Origin of the sequence: Aestuariivivens marinum, assembly GCF_022662175.1 — a bacterium.
Taxonomy (GTDB): Bacteria; Bacteroidota; Bacteroidia; order Flavobacteriales; family Flavobacteriaceae; genus Aestuariivivens; species Aestuariivivens marinum.
Genome location: NZ_JAKMCR010000001.1, coordinates 473,106 through 490,016 on the forward strand (window position 1 = coordinate 473,106; position 16,911 = coordinate 490,016).

Genomic DNA, 16,911 nt, shown 5'->3' on the forward strand with positions numbered 1-16,911 from the left:
TGAGGTTTATATGTTATACCAAATTTACAAATAACATAACACTAAAGCAACGTTTACATAACATTAAATTAACATTAAAGCATTTATACTTGATTTTTAGATACTTGAAAATAATGAGTTTACATTGGAATGTTAATGATTACTTAATATTATCATTACATTTAACTTAACTGAAACATTGATATTTGTGCCAGTCTTAAGACTAAACAATTAGTATATCATAAAATCTATTAGTTTTTGTCGACTACATTATTATGATGCCTAATGAGACTGCCTTTGGCCAAGGCAGTCTTTTTTTATCCATAAACTTAACCATTAGGAAACATTTAGTTAACATTAGTTTTGGTTCTTTGCAGCGACAAAAACTAAAATTTAACTTTATGAATACTAAATGTACCCTATTAGGTATTTTTATCCTTGCATTTACATCAATAAAAGCACAAGAAATCAGTGACACTTCTTTTGGAAAAGGACTCATTAACTTTACTGCAAAAGACAGCTCTTTTAGTGTAAAATTTGCACCACGCTTTCAAGTGAGATCCATTTCCTCTTGGGATTATGATGGTGATCAATATGGAAGCCCTGAGCACAACTTTATTGTAAGACGCGCTCGTTTGAAATTTGATGGTTTTGCTTATAGTCCTAAACTAAAATATAAAATAGAACTAGGTCTATCTAACCGTGATATTTCAGGCGCCAATCAATTTAATAGAAATACGCCACGTTACATCTTGGATGCGGTACTCATGTGGAACTTTGCAGGAAATTGGGAACTTTGGGCAGGACAAACCAAGTTACCCGGAAATGTGGAACGTGTGGTATCTTCTGCAAACCTACAATTGGTAGATCGTTCCTTGTTAAATAGCCGCTTTAATATTGATCGTGATCTAGGGATTCAATTACGTCATAAAACTAATTTAGGAGGTGATTTTTTAATGCGTGAAAAATTTGCCATCTCCCAAGGCGAAGGTAGAAATGTGACTGAAGGTAACGAAGGAGGCTTGCAGTATACTGGTCGTTTGGAATTTTTACCTTTTGGTGAGTTTAAATCCAAAGGCGATTATAGTCAGTCTGATTTAAAACGCGAAGCTAAACCAAAACTTATGGCTGGATTTACTTATAATTACAATGAAAAGGCTGTAAGAGAAAGAGGCTTTGCAGGTGATTATATGATGAGAACTGATGGTTCCCTTTACGAAACAGACCAAACTACCATTTTTGCAGATGCTATGTTTAAATATAACGGATTTTCATTTATGGGAGAATACGCCAAAAGAACAGCTGATAATGAAATCGCAACAGAATTAGATGGTACTACCCCTACTGGAGATGTAGTATTAACCGGTAATGCCCTAAACCTTCAAGCTGGTTATTTATTTAAAACCAATTATGAAATAGCAGGTCGATTTACTTCTGTAGATTATGAAACAATTACTGGAGCCGAACCACAAAAGCAATACACTTTAGGTGTTAATAAGTTTATAGTTGGTCACAAACTAAAGGTACAATCGGATATTAGCTATACTACTGTTGATGGAAATAAAGATAACATTACTTTTAGGTTAGGATTTGATATCCATTTTTAAAAAAAATAACAATTAGATAACAATATAATTAATAATAGTCATGATATTTGCTGATATTTTACAATTAAACCCAATGGATAATATCTATTTATACATGTTGATCGCCTTAACAATTTTAGCTGTTGCAGATATCATTGTAGGCGTAAGTAATGATGCTATTAACTTTTTAAACTCGGCTATTGGCTCTAAAGCTCTTTCTTTAAAAACCATAATGATTGTAGCGAGTTTAGGTATTTTCATAGGAGCTGTATATTCTAGTGGCCTTATGGAAGTAGCCCGTAAAGGAATTTTTGTTCCGGCAGAGTTTAACTTTCATGAAATTATGCTCATTTTCATGACAGTTATGATAACGGACATTCTTTTATTAGACTTTTTTAATACCCTAGGGCTGCCTACTTCAACTACTGTTTCGATTGTTTTTAATTTATTGGGAGCTGCAGTTGTAATGGCATTAATAAAAATAGGCGCTTCGGATACCCAAACATTTGCAGATTTAGGTGACTATATAAATACTAAAAAAGCTTTTGAAATTATTAGTGGCATCTTGCTTTCTGTTGTTATTGCTTTTAGCATAGGTGCTATTGTTCAGTGGTTTTCACGTTTAATTTTTACATTCCATTATACTGATAAAATAAAGAATTTTGGAGCTATTTTTGGTGGATTAGCTCTAACAGCTATTTTATATTTTATTTTTATGAAAGGTTTAAAAGGTACACCTTACTACAGTGAATTAAAAGGCTATTTAGAGGGAAATGAAATATATATAATACTTTGTGGTTTTTTATTATTTACTTTATTATCATTTGCCTATCAAAAAATCACAAAAAAAAGTATTCTTATCATAGTTATTGCTGTAGGTACTTTTGGTTTAGCTCTAGCTTTTTCTGGTAACGACTTAGTAAACTTTATTGGTGTTCCTATGGCTGCTTACCACTCTTACGAAGCCTGGTCTGTTTCTGGAGCTTCAGCTACTGATTTTACTATGGGGGTTCTTAGTAAAAAAATGCCTGCTGAACCTTTTTTACTGTTTATTGCCGGAGGTATTATGGTAATTACACTATGGTTTTCTAAAAAAGCTAAAACAGTTGCAGAAACAGAGATTAGCCTATCCAGACAAAGTGATACACATGAAAAATTTAAACCAAACTTATTATCCCGTAGTATTGTCAAGGGGACAACATTGTTGACTAATGCATTAACAGTCATTATACCTAAGTCCACTCAAAAAAAGGTTAACGCAAGTTTTCAAAAGCCTGATTCTGCACTGTTATTAACAAAAGATCAAAGTATAGAAGCACCTGCATTTGATATGATTAGAGCCTCAGTTAATCTAATGGTAGCCGGTGTTTTAATTTCCATAGCTACTACCATGAAACTGCCATTATCTACTACTTATGTAACCTTTATGGTCGCCATGGGTACCTCTTTAGCTGATAGAGCTTGGGGAGCAGATAGTGCCGTTTATCGAGTTGCTGGCGTACTTAATGTAATAGGTGGATGGTTTTTTACTGCTATTGCTGCTTTTATGGGTGCTGGACTGGTTGTTTTCTTAATTAATTGGCATCCTGCTGTAATGACTCCAATATTGTTACTTCTAACTGTAATTTTATTGGTAAGGAACTATTTGTCACATAAAAGCAAATCTTTAACAAAAAGTGAAGATAGTCTTAAAAATGCTGAAAGTAGCTCATTACAAGGTGTAATACATGAAAGCACAAATAATATTGCTAATGTTGTTAAAAGAGGCAATAAAATATATTCTAATGCTATTAATGGCTTAGCCAAACAAGATTTAGCTATGCTTAAAAAGAACAAAAAGCAGATAGATAAGCTATCATTAGAGGTTGATAACTTAAGAGACAATATCTTTTATTTTATAAAGAATTTAGATGAATCTAGTGTTGGTGCCAGTAATTTTTATATTAACATTTTAGGTTATTTGCAAGATATGACCCAGTCCTTAGAATATATTTCCAAAGCTAGCCACAAACACGTCAATAATAACCACAAAAAGTTAAAATTTAATCAAATTAAGGAACTAAAAGAAGTTGATGGTTCACTAGAACAGCTACTAAATGAAATTAAGGACGCTTTTGAATCACGTTCATTTGAACAAATAGGAAATATTTTAAATAGGGAAAAAAATATATTTAAAGTGGTTTCTGAAAAAATACAAAAACAGGTAGAACGTACCCGTACCGAAGAGTCCAGTCCTAAAAACACGACCCTTTACTTTGGCTTATTGTTAGAAACTAAAGATTTACTCAAAGCTACAATGAGTCTTTTGGAGGAATACCATGATGCCCATGACGCTTCAGTTAAACCTGCTAAATTAACTCCAGAAAACAAGGAAGAGGCGTAAAATAATTTTTATACTATCTATTAGAAAGCACCATTTTAGGTGCTTTCTTGTTTATAGTTATAACTTAATCGTAACCATTATCCTCAAACAAACTATCCTTTTTACCATAAAGCAATTCCGCAACCTCAATTAGTTTTTTAATCATATCGCTTACATTGGCGTAATCGTTAAATAAGGATGAAGCCATTTCGGCAGTGATTAAGTTTTTACGAATGAGTTTATCAATGGATTTGTTACTGTGCTTAATATTGGCTTTCGCCTCTTTTTTTAAATCTTTAAGTTTCTCCTCATACACTATAGCATCTTCTTCCTTTCTAAACAAATAAATAACCCGGAGTACCTTGACCAACTTTTTTCTATAGCTATCATATTCCTTGGTCAAATAGTCATTCCCTTGACTCAAAGCATAGGTAATATTTTTATTTAACTCACGGGCATCTTTAATGGTTTCAACCATTTTTCGGTTAGCAATCTTTATATCTGTTATGGCTTTGTTTTGCTTATTATTAAGGGTTAAAGTACTTTGTACAGTACTGGCGTATCTTATTATTTCACTATAAATGGATTTTACCTTGGTATAATAGAGGTCTTCAACATTGGTATGAAAATCAGTTTGTGAGTCCTGTATAACGGTTTTTAATTTCTTGTCTGATTTCACATCTTCCCTGTGAATATTTAGTGCATGGGTAACAATTTCAAAAACACTATTTTGGTATAGAAACTTAGACTCCTTAATTAAAGCAGAAATCGCTGCTCCTGGAAATTGTAATACGGCAGGGTTTAAATATTTAGGCTCATCAATATCCTTATCGCTCCTTTCTTTATAAAACCGCAATAAAATACGCTCCAGTTTTTTAATAAAGGGAATCATCAAAATAACCCCAACAATATTAAATATGGTGTGGAACAACGCTAGTTTTAATGTATAATTTGTGTTAGCAATATGTAAAAAATCCGACGCATTATTAACTAGTTTTGCCAAAGGGTAAATAAAGACAATAGCCACCAATCCCGTAACCATATTAAATATAAAATGGGCTAAAGCCAAACGCTTCCCTGCACTATTAGAGCCAATAGCTCCTAATACCGCCGTTATGGTTGTACCTACATTAGCCCCAATAGCCAAGGCCAAGGCGTTCTCGTATTCTATTTGCCCTGCTGCCAATGCTGTTAAAATTAAGGCTAAGGTAGCACTACTGGACTGTAAAATTGTGGTAATGACTATACCCAATCCGGTGTACACAACAACTCCAAAAAAACCTGGTACGGCATATTGTGACAAATCGATGTATTCCTTAAACACATCGAATCCTTCTTTCATATAATGGATTCCCAAGAAGAAAAAACCCAAGCCTGCTAGAACATTACCAATACCTTTAAGCGATACTTTCTTTTGGAATGAAAAAATAATACCGAAGACCAGCATGGGTAATGCTAATGCAGAAATTTTAACTTTAAGCCCAAAACCTGCTACCAACCAAGCTGTTGCTGTTGTACCAATGTTCGCACCAAAAATCAATCCCAAACCTCCAGCCAAAGAAATTAACCCCGCACTAATAAAAGAAATAGTGATAACTGAAACCAAAGAACTGGACTGTATTAAAGCTGTAACCATAGCCCCAGTCGTAATGCTCTTATAGAGCTTGTTGGTTGCCGATTTTAAAATGTTTTGCAAGGGGCCTTTTGTAAATACCTTAAAGCCCTCTTCCAACATAATCATACCAAACAATAAAATGGCAATACCTGCTGAAATGGTCTTAAAATTTGGGTTTTGATAGAGTAGAATTCCTAATAGAATTAAAAGGAAGTAAAATAATAATCTTTTAATCATAACACCCATTGAATCAAATATTTAAGGAAACTCCTATTTGATCCAATTCACTATGTGTTTTTTTCTTGGCTTCAAGCCTGGAAATATCAACCACAAATGTTTTCGATAATGTATCGTGCCAACCCCTAGCTTCAGCTCCTAAAAAAGAAAGTGCTTCAAAAGGAATTAACCTACATAAGCTTCTTAAAATAATATCAGACGCCTTTGGTTTTGATCCATCTTCCATGACCACGACTGTTTTTGTTATATACTTTCCTATAGTCTTTCCTTTAAGTAAAATTTCAGAAATCATATAAAAAACGGCAAATATTATGCTCGTTATCAATCTGTCCATGAGATCACCTATGTTTTCTAACTCATATAAAAATTTATCAAAAGTCGTTGTATCTGTAAAAAAAGAATAAACAATCATTCCTGCAAGAAAGCTTAAACCTAATATTAGGGCATAAAATACTATTTTATCAATAATAAAATTGGCAAATCTATTCCCCCTCGATGCATATAAATCTGGCGTAACTGTAAATTCTTGGTTCGACATATTAATCATTTTAAATTGTATAAATATAGTATTAATTATAAAAAAAAGCATCCGAAATACGGATGCTCTTGTTTAACACTTTAAAACTTCTGGTGTTCATGTTTAGATTTAAGATCCGCACATAAGGCAATCGTCGCCTTGACCAGCTTTAGCTTGTGCTATAAGCGCTTTCATCTCTTCGGCACTCATGGGTTCAACTTCTATTGGCTTTGTGCCTTGCTTTGCAAATTTAGCGGCATTCTGTGCGGCTAACTTCTTTTTATTAGCTTCTTCTTGCTCTACTGAAACCGTTTTCACCTCAACAACTTCTGCCGTTGGTTCTTCTTTTTTGGTAGTCTGTAAGGTGAACTTAATGGCGTCAACAGCACTCTTGGTCCTTAAGTAATACATACCCGTTTTTAAGCCACTCTTCCATGCATAAAAATGCATTGAGGTAAGCTTTGCCATGGTCGCACCTTCCATAAAGAGGTTAAGCGATTGTGACTGGTCTATAAAATAGCCGCGTTGACGGGACATATCGATAATATCCTTCATGCTTAATTCCCAAACTGTTCTGTATAGCTCTTTAATGTCCTGAGGAATAACATCAATGTTTTGTATGGACCCGTTGGCCCTCATGATATCCTGTTTTAAACTTTCATTCCAAAGGCCTAATTCTACAAGATCTTCCAACAGGTGTTTATTCACCACAATAAATTCACCTGATAGTACACGGCGGGTATAAATGTTTGATGTATAAGGCTCAAAACATTCATTATTTCCTAATATTTGAGACGTTGATGCTGTTGGCATTGGCGCAACTAACAAGGAGTTGCGCACACCATGCTTAAGTACCTGCTTGCGTAATTTTGCCCAATCCCAATTACCACTTAATTCTTCATCCTTTAAGCCCCAAAGATTGTGTTGGAATTCACCCTTGCTTATAGGAGACCCTTTATAGGTTTGATAAGGTCCATCTGCTTTAGCTTCTTCCATACTGGCCGTTACTGCGGCGTAATAAAGCGTTTCAAAAATATCCTGATTCAATTGCTTGGCTTCATCACTTGTAAAAGGTAAACGTAATTGAATAAAGGTATCGGCCAAACCTTGTACCCCTAAACCTATAGGACGGTGGCGCATGTTGGAGTTTTTAGCTTCTGGTACCGGGTAATAGTTCCTGTCTATTACCCTATTTAAGTTTTTAGTAACACGCTTTGTAATACGGAACAGTTCTTTATGGTCGAACTCACCATTTTTTACAAACATAGGCAAGGCTATAGATGCTAAGTTACAAACGGCCACCTCATCTGGTGATGTATATTCCAAGATCTCGGTGCATAAGTTGGAAGAACGAATGGTTCCCAAATTTTTCTGGTTGGATTTACGGTTTGCAGAATCCTTGTATAGCATGTACGGTGTGCCAGTTTCTATTTGGGATTCTAAAATCTTTTCCCAAAGTTCACGGGCCTTAACGGTCTTTCTTCCCAAGCCTTCAGCTTCATACTTGGTGTAGAGGGCTTCAAATTCTTCACTATGGGTTTCAGGTAGACCAGGACATTCATTAGGACACATTAGGGTCCAGTTGCCATCTTCCTGTACACGTTTCATAAACAAATCTGGGATCCACATGGCGTAGAATAAATCGCGTGCACGCATTTCTTCTTTTCCATGGTTTTTCTTCAACTCCAGAAAATCAAAAATATCGGCATGCCAAGGTTCTATGTACACCGCAAAGCTCCCTTTACGCTTACCTCCACCTTGATCTACATAACGTGCCGTGTCGTTAAACACACGAAGCATAGGCACAATACCATTACTGGTGCCATTGGTACCAGCAATATAACTTCCTGTAGCGCGGATATTATGCATTGCCAAACCAATTCCTCCAGCAGATTGGGAGATTTTAGCTGTTTGTTTCAACGTGTCATAAATGCCATCGATGCTATCTTCTTTCATGGTTAACAAGAAACATGAGGACATTTGAGGCTTTGGTGTACCAGAATTGAACAATGTTGGTGTAGCGTGTGTAAAATATTTTTTAGACATTAACTCATACGTTTCAATCGCTGCTTCAATATCATTCAAATGAATGCCAACCGAAACACGCATGAGCATGTGTTGTGGACGTTCTGCAATGTTTCCATTAAGCTTCAATAAATAAGAACGCTCCAAGGTTTTAAACCCAAAATAGTCATAACCAAAATCGCGGTTATAAATAATAGTAGAGTCCAAACGGTCTTTGTGCTCCATTATGACATTATACACTTCATCGGAAAGTAAAGGAGCATCCTTGCCTGTTCTTGGATTTACATAAGTATAGAGGTCGTGCATGACCTCGCTAAAGGTCTTCTTCGTATTTTTATGTAGGTTAGAGACCGATATTCGTGCTGCTAAACGTGCATAATCAGGGTGGGCCGTTGTCATAGTCGCTGCTATCTCTGCCGCCAAATTATCCAATTCACTGGTCGTTACGCCATCATACAAGCCTTCAATTACCCGCATGGTAACACGTAATGGATCGACCAATTCGTTTAATCCATAGCACAATTTTCTCACCCTTGCGGTGATTTTATCGAACATGACCTGTTCTTTTCTTCCGTCTCTTTTTACTACATACATTTTTTACACGTTTTTTAGGTTTTCCTGATACACCTTCAGAAAAATGGTTAGTTAGTTGTTCTCATTTTAAAACCAACGGTTAATTAGTTTCAAAATCAGTTAATTAAAATAATTACTTATGGTTGAGATCGTTTCCCTTTAAGAATTTAAAAGGACGACGACATTTTTTGTTCCTTCTTTTAGAATTTTCCTAGAAATCTTCATCGAAGCTAAACTTGTTCTCGCTATCTTCTTTATTGAGAACACCCGCTTTTTGATATTCCGACACCCGTTTTTCAAAGAAATTGGTTTTCCCTTGCAATGAAATCATATCCATAAAGTCAAACGGATTAGTAGCATTGTAGACTTTATCACATCCAAACTCTACCAATAATCTGTCGGTTACAAATTCAAGATATTGTGTCATTAACTTAGCGTTCATTCCTATTAAGCTAACAGGCAGGGATTCTGTTATAAAACCACGTTCAATATCCAATGCATTTGTAATAATATCGGTTATTCGGGCTTTAGGCACCTTATTTACGATATGGTTATTATGTAGATGCACAGCGAAATCGCAATGTAACCCCTCATCTCTTGAAATAAGTTCATTGGAGAATGTTAATCCTGGCATAAGACCACGTTTTTTCAACCAAAAAATGGAGCAGAAACTTCCAGAGAAAAAGATGCCTTCAACTGCTGCAAAAGCAATTAAGCGTTCAGCAAAACTCGGAGACTCAATCCACTTTAATGCCCATTCCGCTTTTTCCTTAATTGCCGGGAAATTTTCTATGGCCTTAAAAAGAATATCTTTTTCTTTCTCATCTTTAACATAGGTATCTATAAGCAGTGAATACACTTCGGAATGGATATTCTCCATCATAATTTGAAAGCCGTAAAAAAACTTGGCTTCACTATATTGCACCTCACTAACAAAATTTTCAGCTAAATTTTCGTTTACGATACCATCACTGGCTGCAAAAAATGCTAAAATATGCTTTATAAAATAACGTTCGTCATCGTTTAATTTGGTTGCCCAATCTGTAATATCCTGGTGTAAATCTATCTCTTCTGCAGTCCAAAAACTAGCCTCCTGTTTTTTGTACCATTCCCAAATATCATGATGTTGAATTGGAAAAATTACAAAACGATCTTTATTTTCTTGAAGAATAGGCTCTACTGCTTGTGACATTACTAAAATGGTATTTTTATAAAAATTGAACGAAAATTTGTGATGATTTGAGGTTAACAAAGATTGTAAAATGATTGATATTTTTTTTAAAAAATGCAGAAACCTTTTCAACAAGTTTTTAACAAATAAAAAAAGTGTTGAGAAACAGAAGTTTACATAAAAATTTAGTTAAAAATTTGATTTACAGTATTTTAACTTTTTTTGATTTTGAAAAAGTTGACAAAAATTTTTACTTGAAAAGTCAAGAAAGCTTAGTAAAATGGGCGGTTTAAAGCTATTTTCCTAATCCTGTTAAAAAGTTTTAGCAACCTTTTCCAGTTCATCATACCAATCCGTTCCAAATTTCCTAATAAGGGCTTCTTTTACAAATTTATAAACAGGAACCTGAAGTTCCTTTCCTAAAGTACAAGCATCATCACAAACTTGCCATCTATGATAATTTACTGCTGAAAATTCGGTATAATCTTTTACTCTTATGGGATATAAATGGCATGACACTGGTTTTTTCCAAGAAATCTCTCCTTGATTGTACGCTTCTTCAATTGCACAAAGCGCCACGTTGTTTTTATCAAAAATAACATAGGCGCAATCGGCTCCATTAATTAAAGGCGTTTCTAATTCACCATCCTCAGTTGTAATGAACACGCCTTGGCTTTCAATAGCCTCTATACCTTTCTGCCTTAAAAAAGGTTTCACCTTAGGGTAAATTGTCTCAAGAATTTTAGTTTCTTCCTGCTCCAATGGTGCACCTGCATCGCCATCTATACAACAGGCCCCTTTACAGGCCGACAGATTACAAACAAAGTCCTTCTCAATAATATCTTCTGAAACTATGGTTTTTCCTAACTGAAACATAACGCTCTTAATTGTAGCAAAAATAGATAAAGTTTATATTTTTTGGTCTTGTTATTTGACAATTAATATAGACCTTTGCATCGCATTTTAATCGTAAAGCCATGCAACTAAACTTAAAAGAAATCTTTACAGCTTTTATGGTCCTCTTTGCCGTAATAGATATAGTTGGCAATATTCCCATTGTTATCGATTTGCGTAAAAAAGTGGGGCATATACAAAGTGAAAAGGCATCGATTATCGCGGGTATTATTATGACATTGTTCCTTTTCTTAGGAAAAAGCATTTTAAACCTTATAGGCATTGATGTTAACTCCTTTGCTGTAGCTGGTGCCTTTATTTTGTTTTTTATTGCTCTGGAAATGATTTTGGGCATTACACTTTACAAAGAAGAAAGTACCAACCCATTAACGGCCTCTGTGTTTCCATTGGCGTTTCCTTTAATAGCTGGACCGGGCAGCTTAACCACCTTATTATCGTTACGTGCTGAATTTAGGGTTGAAAACATTATTCTAGCCATTATATTAAATGTTATTTTGATATATGTAGTCCTAAAAACCTCATCTAAAATTGAACGCTTTTTGGGTGTTAATGGCATCAATATTATTCGTAAAGTTTTTGGCGTGGTTTTATTGGCCATCGCCGTTAAACTCTTTGCCCACAATATTAAAATCCTTTTCAATTAATGAAACATTCATGACTAATTTTTTAACTTAACATATGAAATTTGTTTCAACCTTTGTTATTATAATCGCTTTAATTTTAATGGTTTTTAATGCCACTAAAATAAATTTTAACGCCCCTTTTGAAAGCGATAGCATTGTAGCACTAATAACTATATTGGCGGCATTGTGCGCCATTGTTTTGATGCTTATTTTAAAGACTTCGAAACGCATTGAAGAAAAAGTAAAGCAAAAAAAGTGATGTTCGATGTGCTAATTATTGGAGGTGGCGCGGCAGGTTTATCATGTGCCTTGGTTTTGGGTTCAGCGAAAGACAAACCTTTTGCGAAAGACAAACGCATTGGTATTATAGCTCACCAAAAAGCATCACACTTACAAGACGCGCTGTTCAATAATGTATTGGGGCTTGCCCCAGGCACCACAGGTGCTTCCATTCTAGAAAGTGGTAAATCACAATTGACCACATTATACTCCCATGTGCAGCAAATCGACAAAGAAAAGGTTCTGGAAATCTCAAAGACGAACGGTACTTTTTCTGTAAGAACAAATAAAAATTTATACCATTCCAAAATAGTTGTAATAGCTGTGGGCTATACCAATTTAATGCGTATTAAAGGACTTGAACGCTATATAGCACCTCATCCAAGGGCTGCTATTGAAAAAAATCGCATTTGGTTAAAAAACACTAACCATATAATTGAAGATAATCTGTATGTAGCGGGTACATTAGCGGGTTGGCGGAGTCAATTCGCTATAGCCTCAGGCAGCGGGGCCCATGTCGCTACCGATATTTTAACGCTTTGGAATGATGGTAGGCATACTAAGGTTCATGATAAAATTAAATAATTAGAAAGCCCTTTGTAAGTAAAGGGCTTTGTTTTAATCAAATATTTCTTTGATTATTATTGTGTCTTTTTCAATCTTTATATTAAAACACGAATTGCTTGGTCCGCCATTAGAATAATAACCAAAACCTTTTTTTCTAATAGATTCTTTTGAAAATATTTCAATATAAAAACTCCCATCAAGATTTGGGTTTTCTTTATTGAAATCAAGAAACCCTTGTTTTTCTGCATTTAATTCAATGTCTAAAAGTTTAATCGAATTAAATCCATTTGAGATTATTAATGAATCAATATTATTAGGCGTTTTGTTTTCAATATTAAAATTTACTCCATATTGACATGACATAATCACAAATAACATCGAACAAATTAAGCGTGCTTTATAATTTCTCATTGATTTGTTGGAATTTTTAAAGTTGAAGGACTTATTCCATGTGTTCCGTCTCCTAATTCAGTTGTATTTGGATTATCCAAAAAATTAGGATCCGAGTAGTTAATTGGAGATAAATATAATAAATCTCCATTTGTTACTGCTTGATAAATTAAATTTGAAATCGTCTGATTACTAGCGCTTCGATTTTCGCTCCCAATAACTAAACCATATTCATTATTAAACAAGTCCATTTCCTTTTCTAATATCCATCTTGTCGGGACTTCGCTCTCATGTGCGTCTGCTAGATCTCCAGAAACACTCACACCAACATAATGTGAATTTATTGCTTGAAAAAATGCATGTCTGAAGGCATCAGACTTATCATTTAACCCATTAACTCCAAACCTAACAACTGTCTCTGTTTCTGCAATTGTTCTATTTTTAAAAATTCTATATGCCTTAAATGGATGATTTTTTATGATGTCCTTTTCTTGAGCATTGAGTTGATTCATCCATACATCATATGGATCTTGAGTAAACACATCTAACAAAAATAAAGCTGTAAAATCATTTGACTTTATAGCATCAATCACATCATTAGCAAACCTAATCGCTTCAATGGTATTTTCTTCGCCTCCGTTATCTATCTTATCTTGTCTAAGAAATCTATCTATATCCCCAAATAATCTATAATTTCTATATAAAAAATCCACTTCATCATCATTTAACCTTAATGTTTGCACCATTTTCTCCAAAGCCTCAAGCTTGTCTATGGTCTCCTGTGGCAACTCTGGCACTGTAGCTGTGCCTCCACCACCGCCACTAGTATCTCCAGTATTATACGGGTCATATATTGTATGAAAACCACTGTCTTCAACGCCCTCTAAATCACTATCTGTCGTACAAAATGTCCAAGTGAAATTGATATACAAAGTATTTCCTCCAACTCGACAAGCCCCTCCCGGCACATAATCCTCTGGGGAGTGTGGGTTATCCGCATTGCATCTCCAATAATAAAAGACATTATCTATACACAAATATGTATCAACGGTAGATTTACTCACTGAACTTGTCTTACTAATAGCATCCAATGTAAATATTTCGCTATCCAGCATTTTAATATACCCATTATAGGGCTGGCTAGGGTCGTTAAGCCAGTCTTTATTAGGAATATACCTGACAATTTGTGAGGACACATGGTTAGTTGCTTTATCCAGGGTAAAAATAAAATTGTAAAACTCACTAATTAACTCCGATTGGTTATCAATCAACTTAAGTGTAAAATGGGTTGATTCTTCAAGGTCTATCATGAGGACCTCATCTGTAAGTAACTCATACCTGTCATCGTCTGTAGCTTTAGTTGAAGTTTGTGATTTTCCTGTCTTTATATAAGATTCGCTTTTTGAAAAGGCCTTGGTAGAACCAATTCTATTTTGTAATTCGTCAAAGCTTATATGTTCCATCCTTATATTGCCCTGGCTCTCCTGCTTAAAATTACGTTCCCTATCACAGTTCACCAAAGGAAAACATAAAATTGCTAATATTAAAAGCTTAAGCCTGAGGTCTGAGGTCTGAGGTCTGAGGTCTGAGGTCTGAGGTAAAATTAAATTTCATTTCTGGACGGATTTAAAAATTATGGTTTTGTTCTTCCCAACCAAAAGATCTGTCAGGAATTATTACCTTTAAATCTATGTCTTTTCCTATACAGTGTAAACAAAACTTCCGTTTTTTTGTGCGTTTTGTCGAAATCTTTAAAATTCTGCTGTGGGAAAACCGTAAAAGTTATGTTTTGGACAAAATTCTAGATAAAAATGGCTTAACTCAAAGAGAATTCGTATGCATGAATATAAAACCAAAAACACTAATTATGGATACTGAAACAAATTAAGCATAAATGTAAGCTACTCCCCATCACTCAACCTTATCACCTCATCAATCATGATATCGGTTTGGTTAAATACTTCCTCAAACGCACCATCGCCATAAAGCTGATCTGCTAAAGTGGCCTTAATATACTGCCTTATTTCTTCATAATAGGCAACAAATGTAACCACTGTGTCCGATCTTAGATTAAGGTAATCTTGAAAAGACGTCACAAGATCGTCACTCACCTTAAAATTATCAATAAAATCCTGTCTTGAAATACCATCATAGAGATGCCGGTCTTTTTCCAACTCCTCAAATACAAAGTAACCAATATAGCCGCGACGCATTAAATAATTTAAGGTTCCATTAAATATACCTTTATCTACAGGCACAAAAACGTCTGGTATTATGCCGCCGCCGCCATAAACAATCTTACCCTTAGGCGTAACATACTTTAACGAATCAGCGACTTTTATTTTTTCTTGATTCAACAGTTCACCGCTATCCAACCGTTCCAAATATTCATCGTAATAATCTTTATGTCCGTTTTTATATGGTCGTTGTATGGAGCGTCCCGTAGGAGTATAGTATCTGGACACGGTTAAACGAACTGCACTACCATCGCCCAGATCCATTTCGCGTTGCACCAATCCTTTGCCATAAGAGCGTCGCCCAACAATAAGTCCTTTGTCATTATCCTGCAATGCTCCAGCGACAATTTCACTTGCTGATGCGGAGTTTTCGTTTATGAGCACATACACTTTACCATTTTCAAAATCACCTTTTTGTGTGGCATAACTTTTTTCAATATCGCCACGTTTGTTTTTAGTAAAGAGAATGAGTTTGTCATCTTCTAAGAATTCATCGACCATCTTTTCGGCAATGTCAAGGAACCCTCCGGGATTATCCCGTAAATCCAAAGCAATCTCGGTAGCGCCTACATCTTTTAGTTTTTTTAAAGCTGTTTTGAATTCTTTATAGGTCGTTTCGGCAAAACGATTAACTTTTATATACCCCAACTTTTCAGTTAACATATAGGCGGCATCCACACTTTTAATAGGTATGACCGATCGCTTTACTGTAAAATCCAAAAGCTTGGGCTCTCCTTTTCGATACACCTTTAAATGCACCTTAGAGTTGATTGGTCCTTTTAGCTTTTTCACCAAACTATCATCCACCATTCGCTTTCCAATCAGGGAATCACCATTGGCCATAATAATTCTATCGCCCCCCTTAATACCCGCTTTTTCACTAGGGCCATTCACTACTGGGCGTATTACGGTTATGGTATCCCTATAGCTATAAAAACTAACGCCAATACCTACAAAATCACCACGCATTTCTTCAGCAACACGTGCCATATCCCTTTTGGGGATATATACAGAATGAGGATCCAGATTCTCTAAAATACCATTGACGGTAACATCAACAATGCTATCAGTATTAATCTCATCTACATAGTCGTACTCAATGTAATCGATAAGCCTGTTGAGTTTATCCTTCTTACTATTGGTAGAGAACAAGCGGTCTGGTGAATCGGTAAAATTTAACTTTCCTCCAATTAGCACTCCCGCTGCAATGGCAACACCTAAAACCAGGGGTAGATATTTTTTTTTATAGGGCATTATGTCATTAAATCTTCTATTAATTTTAATTTTATTCCTGCTTTTTCCAAAAAACGCAATCCAGAATCGTCTTTGTAAGCTTTGTTATAAACCACTCTAACAATTCCTGCTTGGTGGATTAATTTGCTGCACTCCTTACACGGAGACAAGGTGATATACAAGGTAGCTCCTTTACAGGATTGTGTAGAGGAGGCCACTTTTAAAATGGCATTTGCCTCGGCATGCAACACATACCATTTGGTATAGCCTTCTTCGTCTTCACAAAAATTCTCAAAACCTGTAGGCGTTCCATTATAACCATCAGAAATAATCATTCTATCCTTTACAATAAGTGCACCAACCTGCTTGCGGTTACAGTACGAGAGTTTACCCCATTCCTTGGCCATTTGCAAATAGGCCTTATCATACTTAAGTTGTTTATGTTCTGGCATACACTGTTTTTAAAAACTTAGGCGTGTTGCCCTTAAAGGCAAACAGGCTTTTTCTATATATTAATTTGGCGGCTTAGGTACTCGAAGCCCCAAACATAAGGATACCGTTGCAATCCTTTACTCAAACCTAATAACGAATATAGTGGCTTC

Annotated in this window: 14 protein-coding genes; 5 read left to right on the forward strand and 9 right to left on the reverse strand. The window is 35.2% G+C overall.

Annotated elements, in window-relative coordinates; all coding sequences use genetic code 11:
• The first annotated feature begins 380 nt into the window (after positions 1 to 380).
• Both MR053_RS01985 and MR053_RS01990 read left to right on the forward strand, forming a co-directional pair.
• The gene (locus tag MR053_RS01985) at positions 381 to 1,586 is read left to right on the forward strand and encodes a porin (protein WP_242130812.1); all 1,206 of its coding nucleotides are present in this window, start codon (positions 381 to 383) and stop codon (positions 1,584 to 1,586) included.
• A gap of 73 nt (positions 1,587 to 1,659) precedes the next feature.
• Complete coding sequence (locus MR053_RS01990) at positions 1,660 to 3,948, forward strand: inorganic phosphate transporter (protein ID WP_242130813.1); 2,289 nt, start codon at positions 1,660 to 1,662, stop codon at positions 3,946 to 3,948.
• Between the two features lie 64 nt (positions 3,949 to 4,012).
• On the opposite strand, the gene MR053_RS01995 is transcribed toward MR053_RS01990, so the two are convergent.
• From MR053_RS01995 to MR053_RS02015, 5 genes are all read right to left on the reverse strand, one after another.
• Positions 4,013 to 5,779: a Na/Pi cotransporter family protein gene (locus MR053_RS01995; RefSeq protein WP_242130814.1), complete on the reverse strand. Its 1,767-nt coding sequence runs from the start codon at positions 5,777 to 5,779 to the stop codon at positions 4,013 to 4,015.
• 13 nt (positions 5,780 to 5,792) lie between these two features.
• Positions 5,793 to 6,317 (reverse strand): RDD family protein, encoded by a 525-nt coding sequence (locus tag MR053_RS02000; RefSeq protein ID WP_242130815.1) that lies wholly within the window; start codon positions 6,315 to 6,317, stop codon positions 5,793 to 5,795.
• Positions 6,318 to 6,425: 108 nt separating this feature from the next.
• A complete protein-coding gene (locus tag MR053_RS02005) occupies positions 6,426 to 8,915 on the reverse strand; it encodes a ribonucleoside-diphosphate reductase subunit alpha (protein WP_242130816.1) in 2,490 nt (829 codons plus the stop codon).
• Positions 8,916 to 9,105: 190 nt separating this feature from the next.
• Positions 9,106 to 10,086, reverse strand: coding sequence for a ribonucleotide-diphosphate reductase subunit beta (locus MR053_RS02010; protein ID WP_242130817.1), 981 nt, complete (start codon positions 10,084 to 10,086; stop codon positions 9,106 to 9,108).
• Between the two features lie 291 nt (positions 10,087 to 10,377).
• Complete coding sequence (locus tag MR053_RS02015) at positions 10,378 to 10,941, reverse strand: DUF3109 family protein (RefSeq protein ID WP_242130818.1); 564 nt, start codon at positions 10,939 to 10,941, stop codon at positions 10,378 to 10,380.
• 101 nt (positions 10,942 to 11,042) lie between these two features.
• Here MR053_RS02015 and MR053_RS02020 point away from each other — a divergent pair, with 101 nt between their 5' ends.
• From MR053_RS02020 to MR053_RS02030, 3 genes are read left to right on the forward strand one after another with little or no spacing between them, the layout of a single operon-like run.
• Positions 11,043 to 11,624: a MarC family protein gene (locus MR053_RS02020; RefSeq protein ID WP_242130819.1), complete on the forward strand. Its 582-nt coding sequence runs from the start codon at positions 11,043 to 11,045 to the stop codon at positions 11,622 to 11,624.
• A gap of 34 nt (positions 11,625 to 11,658) precedes the next feature.
• Positions 11,659 to 11,862, forward strand: coding sequence for a hypothetical protein (locus tag MR053_RS02025; protein ID WP_242130820.1), 204 nt, complete (start codon positions 11,659 to 11,661; stop codon positions 11,860 to 11,862).
• Positions 11,862 to 12,467, forward strand: a complete 606-nt coding sequence (locus MR053_RS02030; protein ID WP_242130821.1) for an FAD-dependent oxidoreductase — start codon at positions 11,862 to 11,864, stop codon at positions 12,465 to 12,467. Before MR053_RS02025 ends, MR053_RS02030 begins: the two co-directional genes overlap by 1 nt.
• Before the next feature lie 33 nt (positions 12,468 to 12,500).
• Here MR053_RS02030 and MR053_RS02035 read toward each other — a convergent pair whose 3' ends face one another.
• From MR053_RS02035 to MR053_RS02050, 4 genes are all read right to left on the reverse strand, one after another.
• Positions 12,501 to 12,860 (reverse strand): hypothetical protein, encoded by a 360-nt coding sequence (locus tag MR053_RS02035; protein WP_242130822.1) that lies wholly within the window; start codon positions 12,858 to 12,860, stop codon positions 12,501 to 12,503.
• Positions 12,857 to 14,302, reverse strand: a complete 1,446-nt coding sequence (locus MR053_RS02040) for a DUF6973 domain-containing protein (protein WP_242130823.1) — start codon at positions 14,300 to 14,302, stop codon at positions 12,857 to 12,859. Before MR053_RS02040 ends, MR053_RS02035 begins: the two co-directional genes overlap by 4 nt.
• 438 nt (positions 14,303 to 14,740) lie before the next feature.
• Complete coding sequence (locus tag MR053_RS02045; RefSeq protein ID WP_242130824.1) at positions 14,741 to 16,330, reverse strand: S41 family peptidase; 1,590 nt, start codon at positions 16,328 to 16,330, stop codon at positions 14,741 to 14,743.
• Positions 16,330 to 16,761 carry a deoxycytidylate deaminase gene (locus tag MR053_RS02050; protein ID WP_242130825.1) on the reverse strand — a complete coding sequence of 144 codons (432 nt, stop codon included), beginning with the start codon at positions 16,759 to 16,761 and terminating at the stop codon, positions 16,330 to 16,332. The genes MR053_RS02045 and MR053_RS02050 overlap by 1 nt, the downstream gene beginning before the upstream one ends.
• Positions 16,762 to 16,911: the final 150 nt, after the last annotated feature.

What these genes read in the sequence shown, in the direction of transcription:
- MR053_RS01985 (WP_242130812.1), top strand. Translation starts at nt 381, where the DNA reads ATGAATACTAAATGTACCCTATTAGGTATTTTTATCCTTGCATTTACA.
- MR053_RS01990 (WP_242130813.1), top strand. Translation starts at nt 1,660, where the DNA reads ATGGATAATATCTATTTATACATGTTGATCGCCTTAACAATTTTAGCT.
- MR053_RS01995 (WP_242130814.1), bottom strand. Translation starts at nt 5,779, where the DNA reads ATGATTAAAAGATTATTATTTTACTTCCTTTTAATTCTATTAGGAATT.
- MR053_RS02000 (WP_242130815.1), bottom strand. Translation starts at nt 6,317, where the DNA reads ATGTCGAACCAAGAATTTACAGTTACGCCAGATTTATATGCATCGAGG.
- MR053_RS02005 (WP_242130816.1), bottom strand. Translation starts at nt 8,915, where the DNA reads ATGTATGTAGTAAAAAGAGACGGAAGAAAAGAACAGGTCATGTTCGAT.
- MR053_RS02010 (WP_242130817.1), bottom strand. Translation starts at nt 10,086, where the DNA reads ATGTCACAAGCAGTAGAGCCTATTCTTCAAGAAAATAAAGATCGTTTT.
- MR053_RS02015 (WP_242130818.1), bottom strand. Translation starts at nt 10,941, where the DNA reads ATGTTTCAGTTAGGAAAAACCATAGTTTCAGAAGATATTATTGAGAAG.
- MR053_RS02020 (WP_242130819.1), top strand. Translation starts at nt 11,043, where the DNA reads ATGCAACTAAACTTAAAAGAAATCTTTACAGCTTTTATGGTCCTCTTT.
- MR053_RS02025 (WP_242130820.1), top strand. Translation starts at nt 11,659, where the DNA reads ATGAAATTTGTTTCAACCTTTGTTATTATAATCGCTTTAATTTTAATG.
- MR053_RS02030 (WP_242130821.1), top strand. Translation starts at nt 11,862, where the DNA reads ATGTTCGATGTGCTAATTATTGGAGGTGGCGCGGCAGGTTTATCATGT.
- MR053_RS02035 (WP_242130822.1), bottom strand. Translation starts at nt 12,860, where the DNA reads ATGAGAAATTATAAAGCACGCTTAATTTGTTCGATGTTATTTGTGATT.
- MR053_RS02040 (WP_242130823.1), bottom strand. Translation starts at nt 14,302, where the DNA reads ATGGAACATATAAGCTTTGACGAATTACAAAATAGAATTGGTTCTACC.
- MR053_RS02045 (WP_242130824.1), bottom strand. Translation starts at nt 16,330, where the DNA reads ATGCCCTATAAAAAAAAATATCTACCCCTGGTTTTAGGTGTTGCCATT.
- MR053_RS02050 (WP_242130825.1), bottom strand. Translation starts at nt 16,761, where the DNA reads ATGCCAGAACATAAACAACTTAAGTATGATAAGGCCTATTTGCAAATG.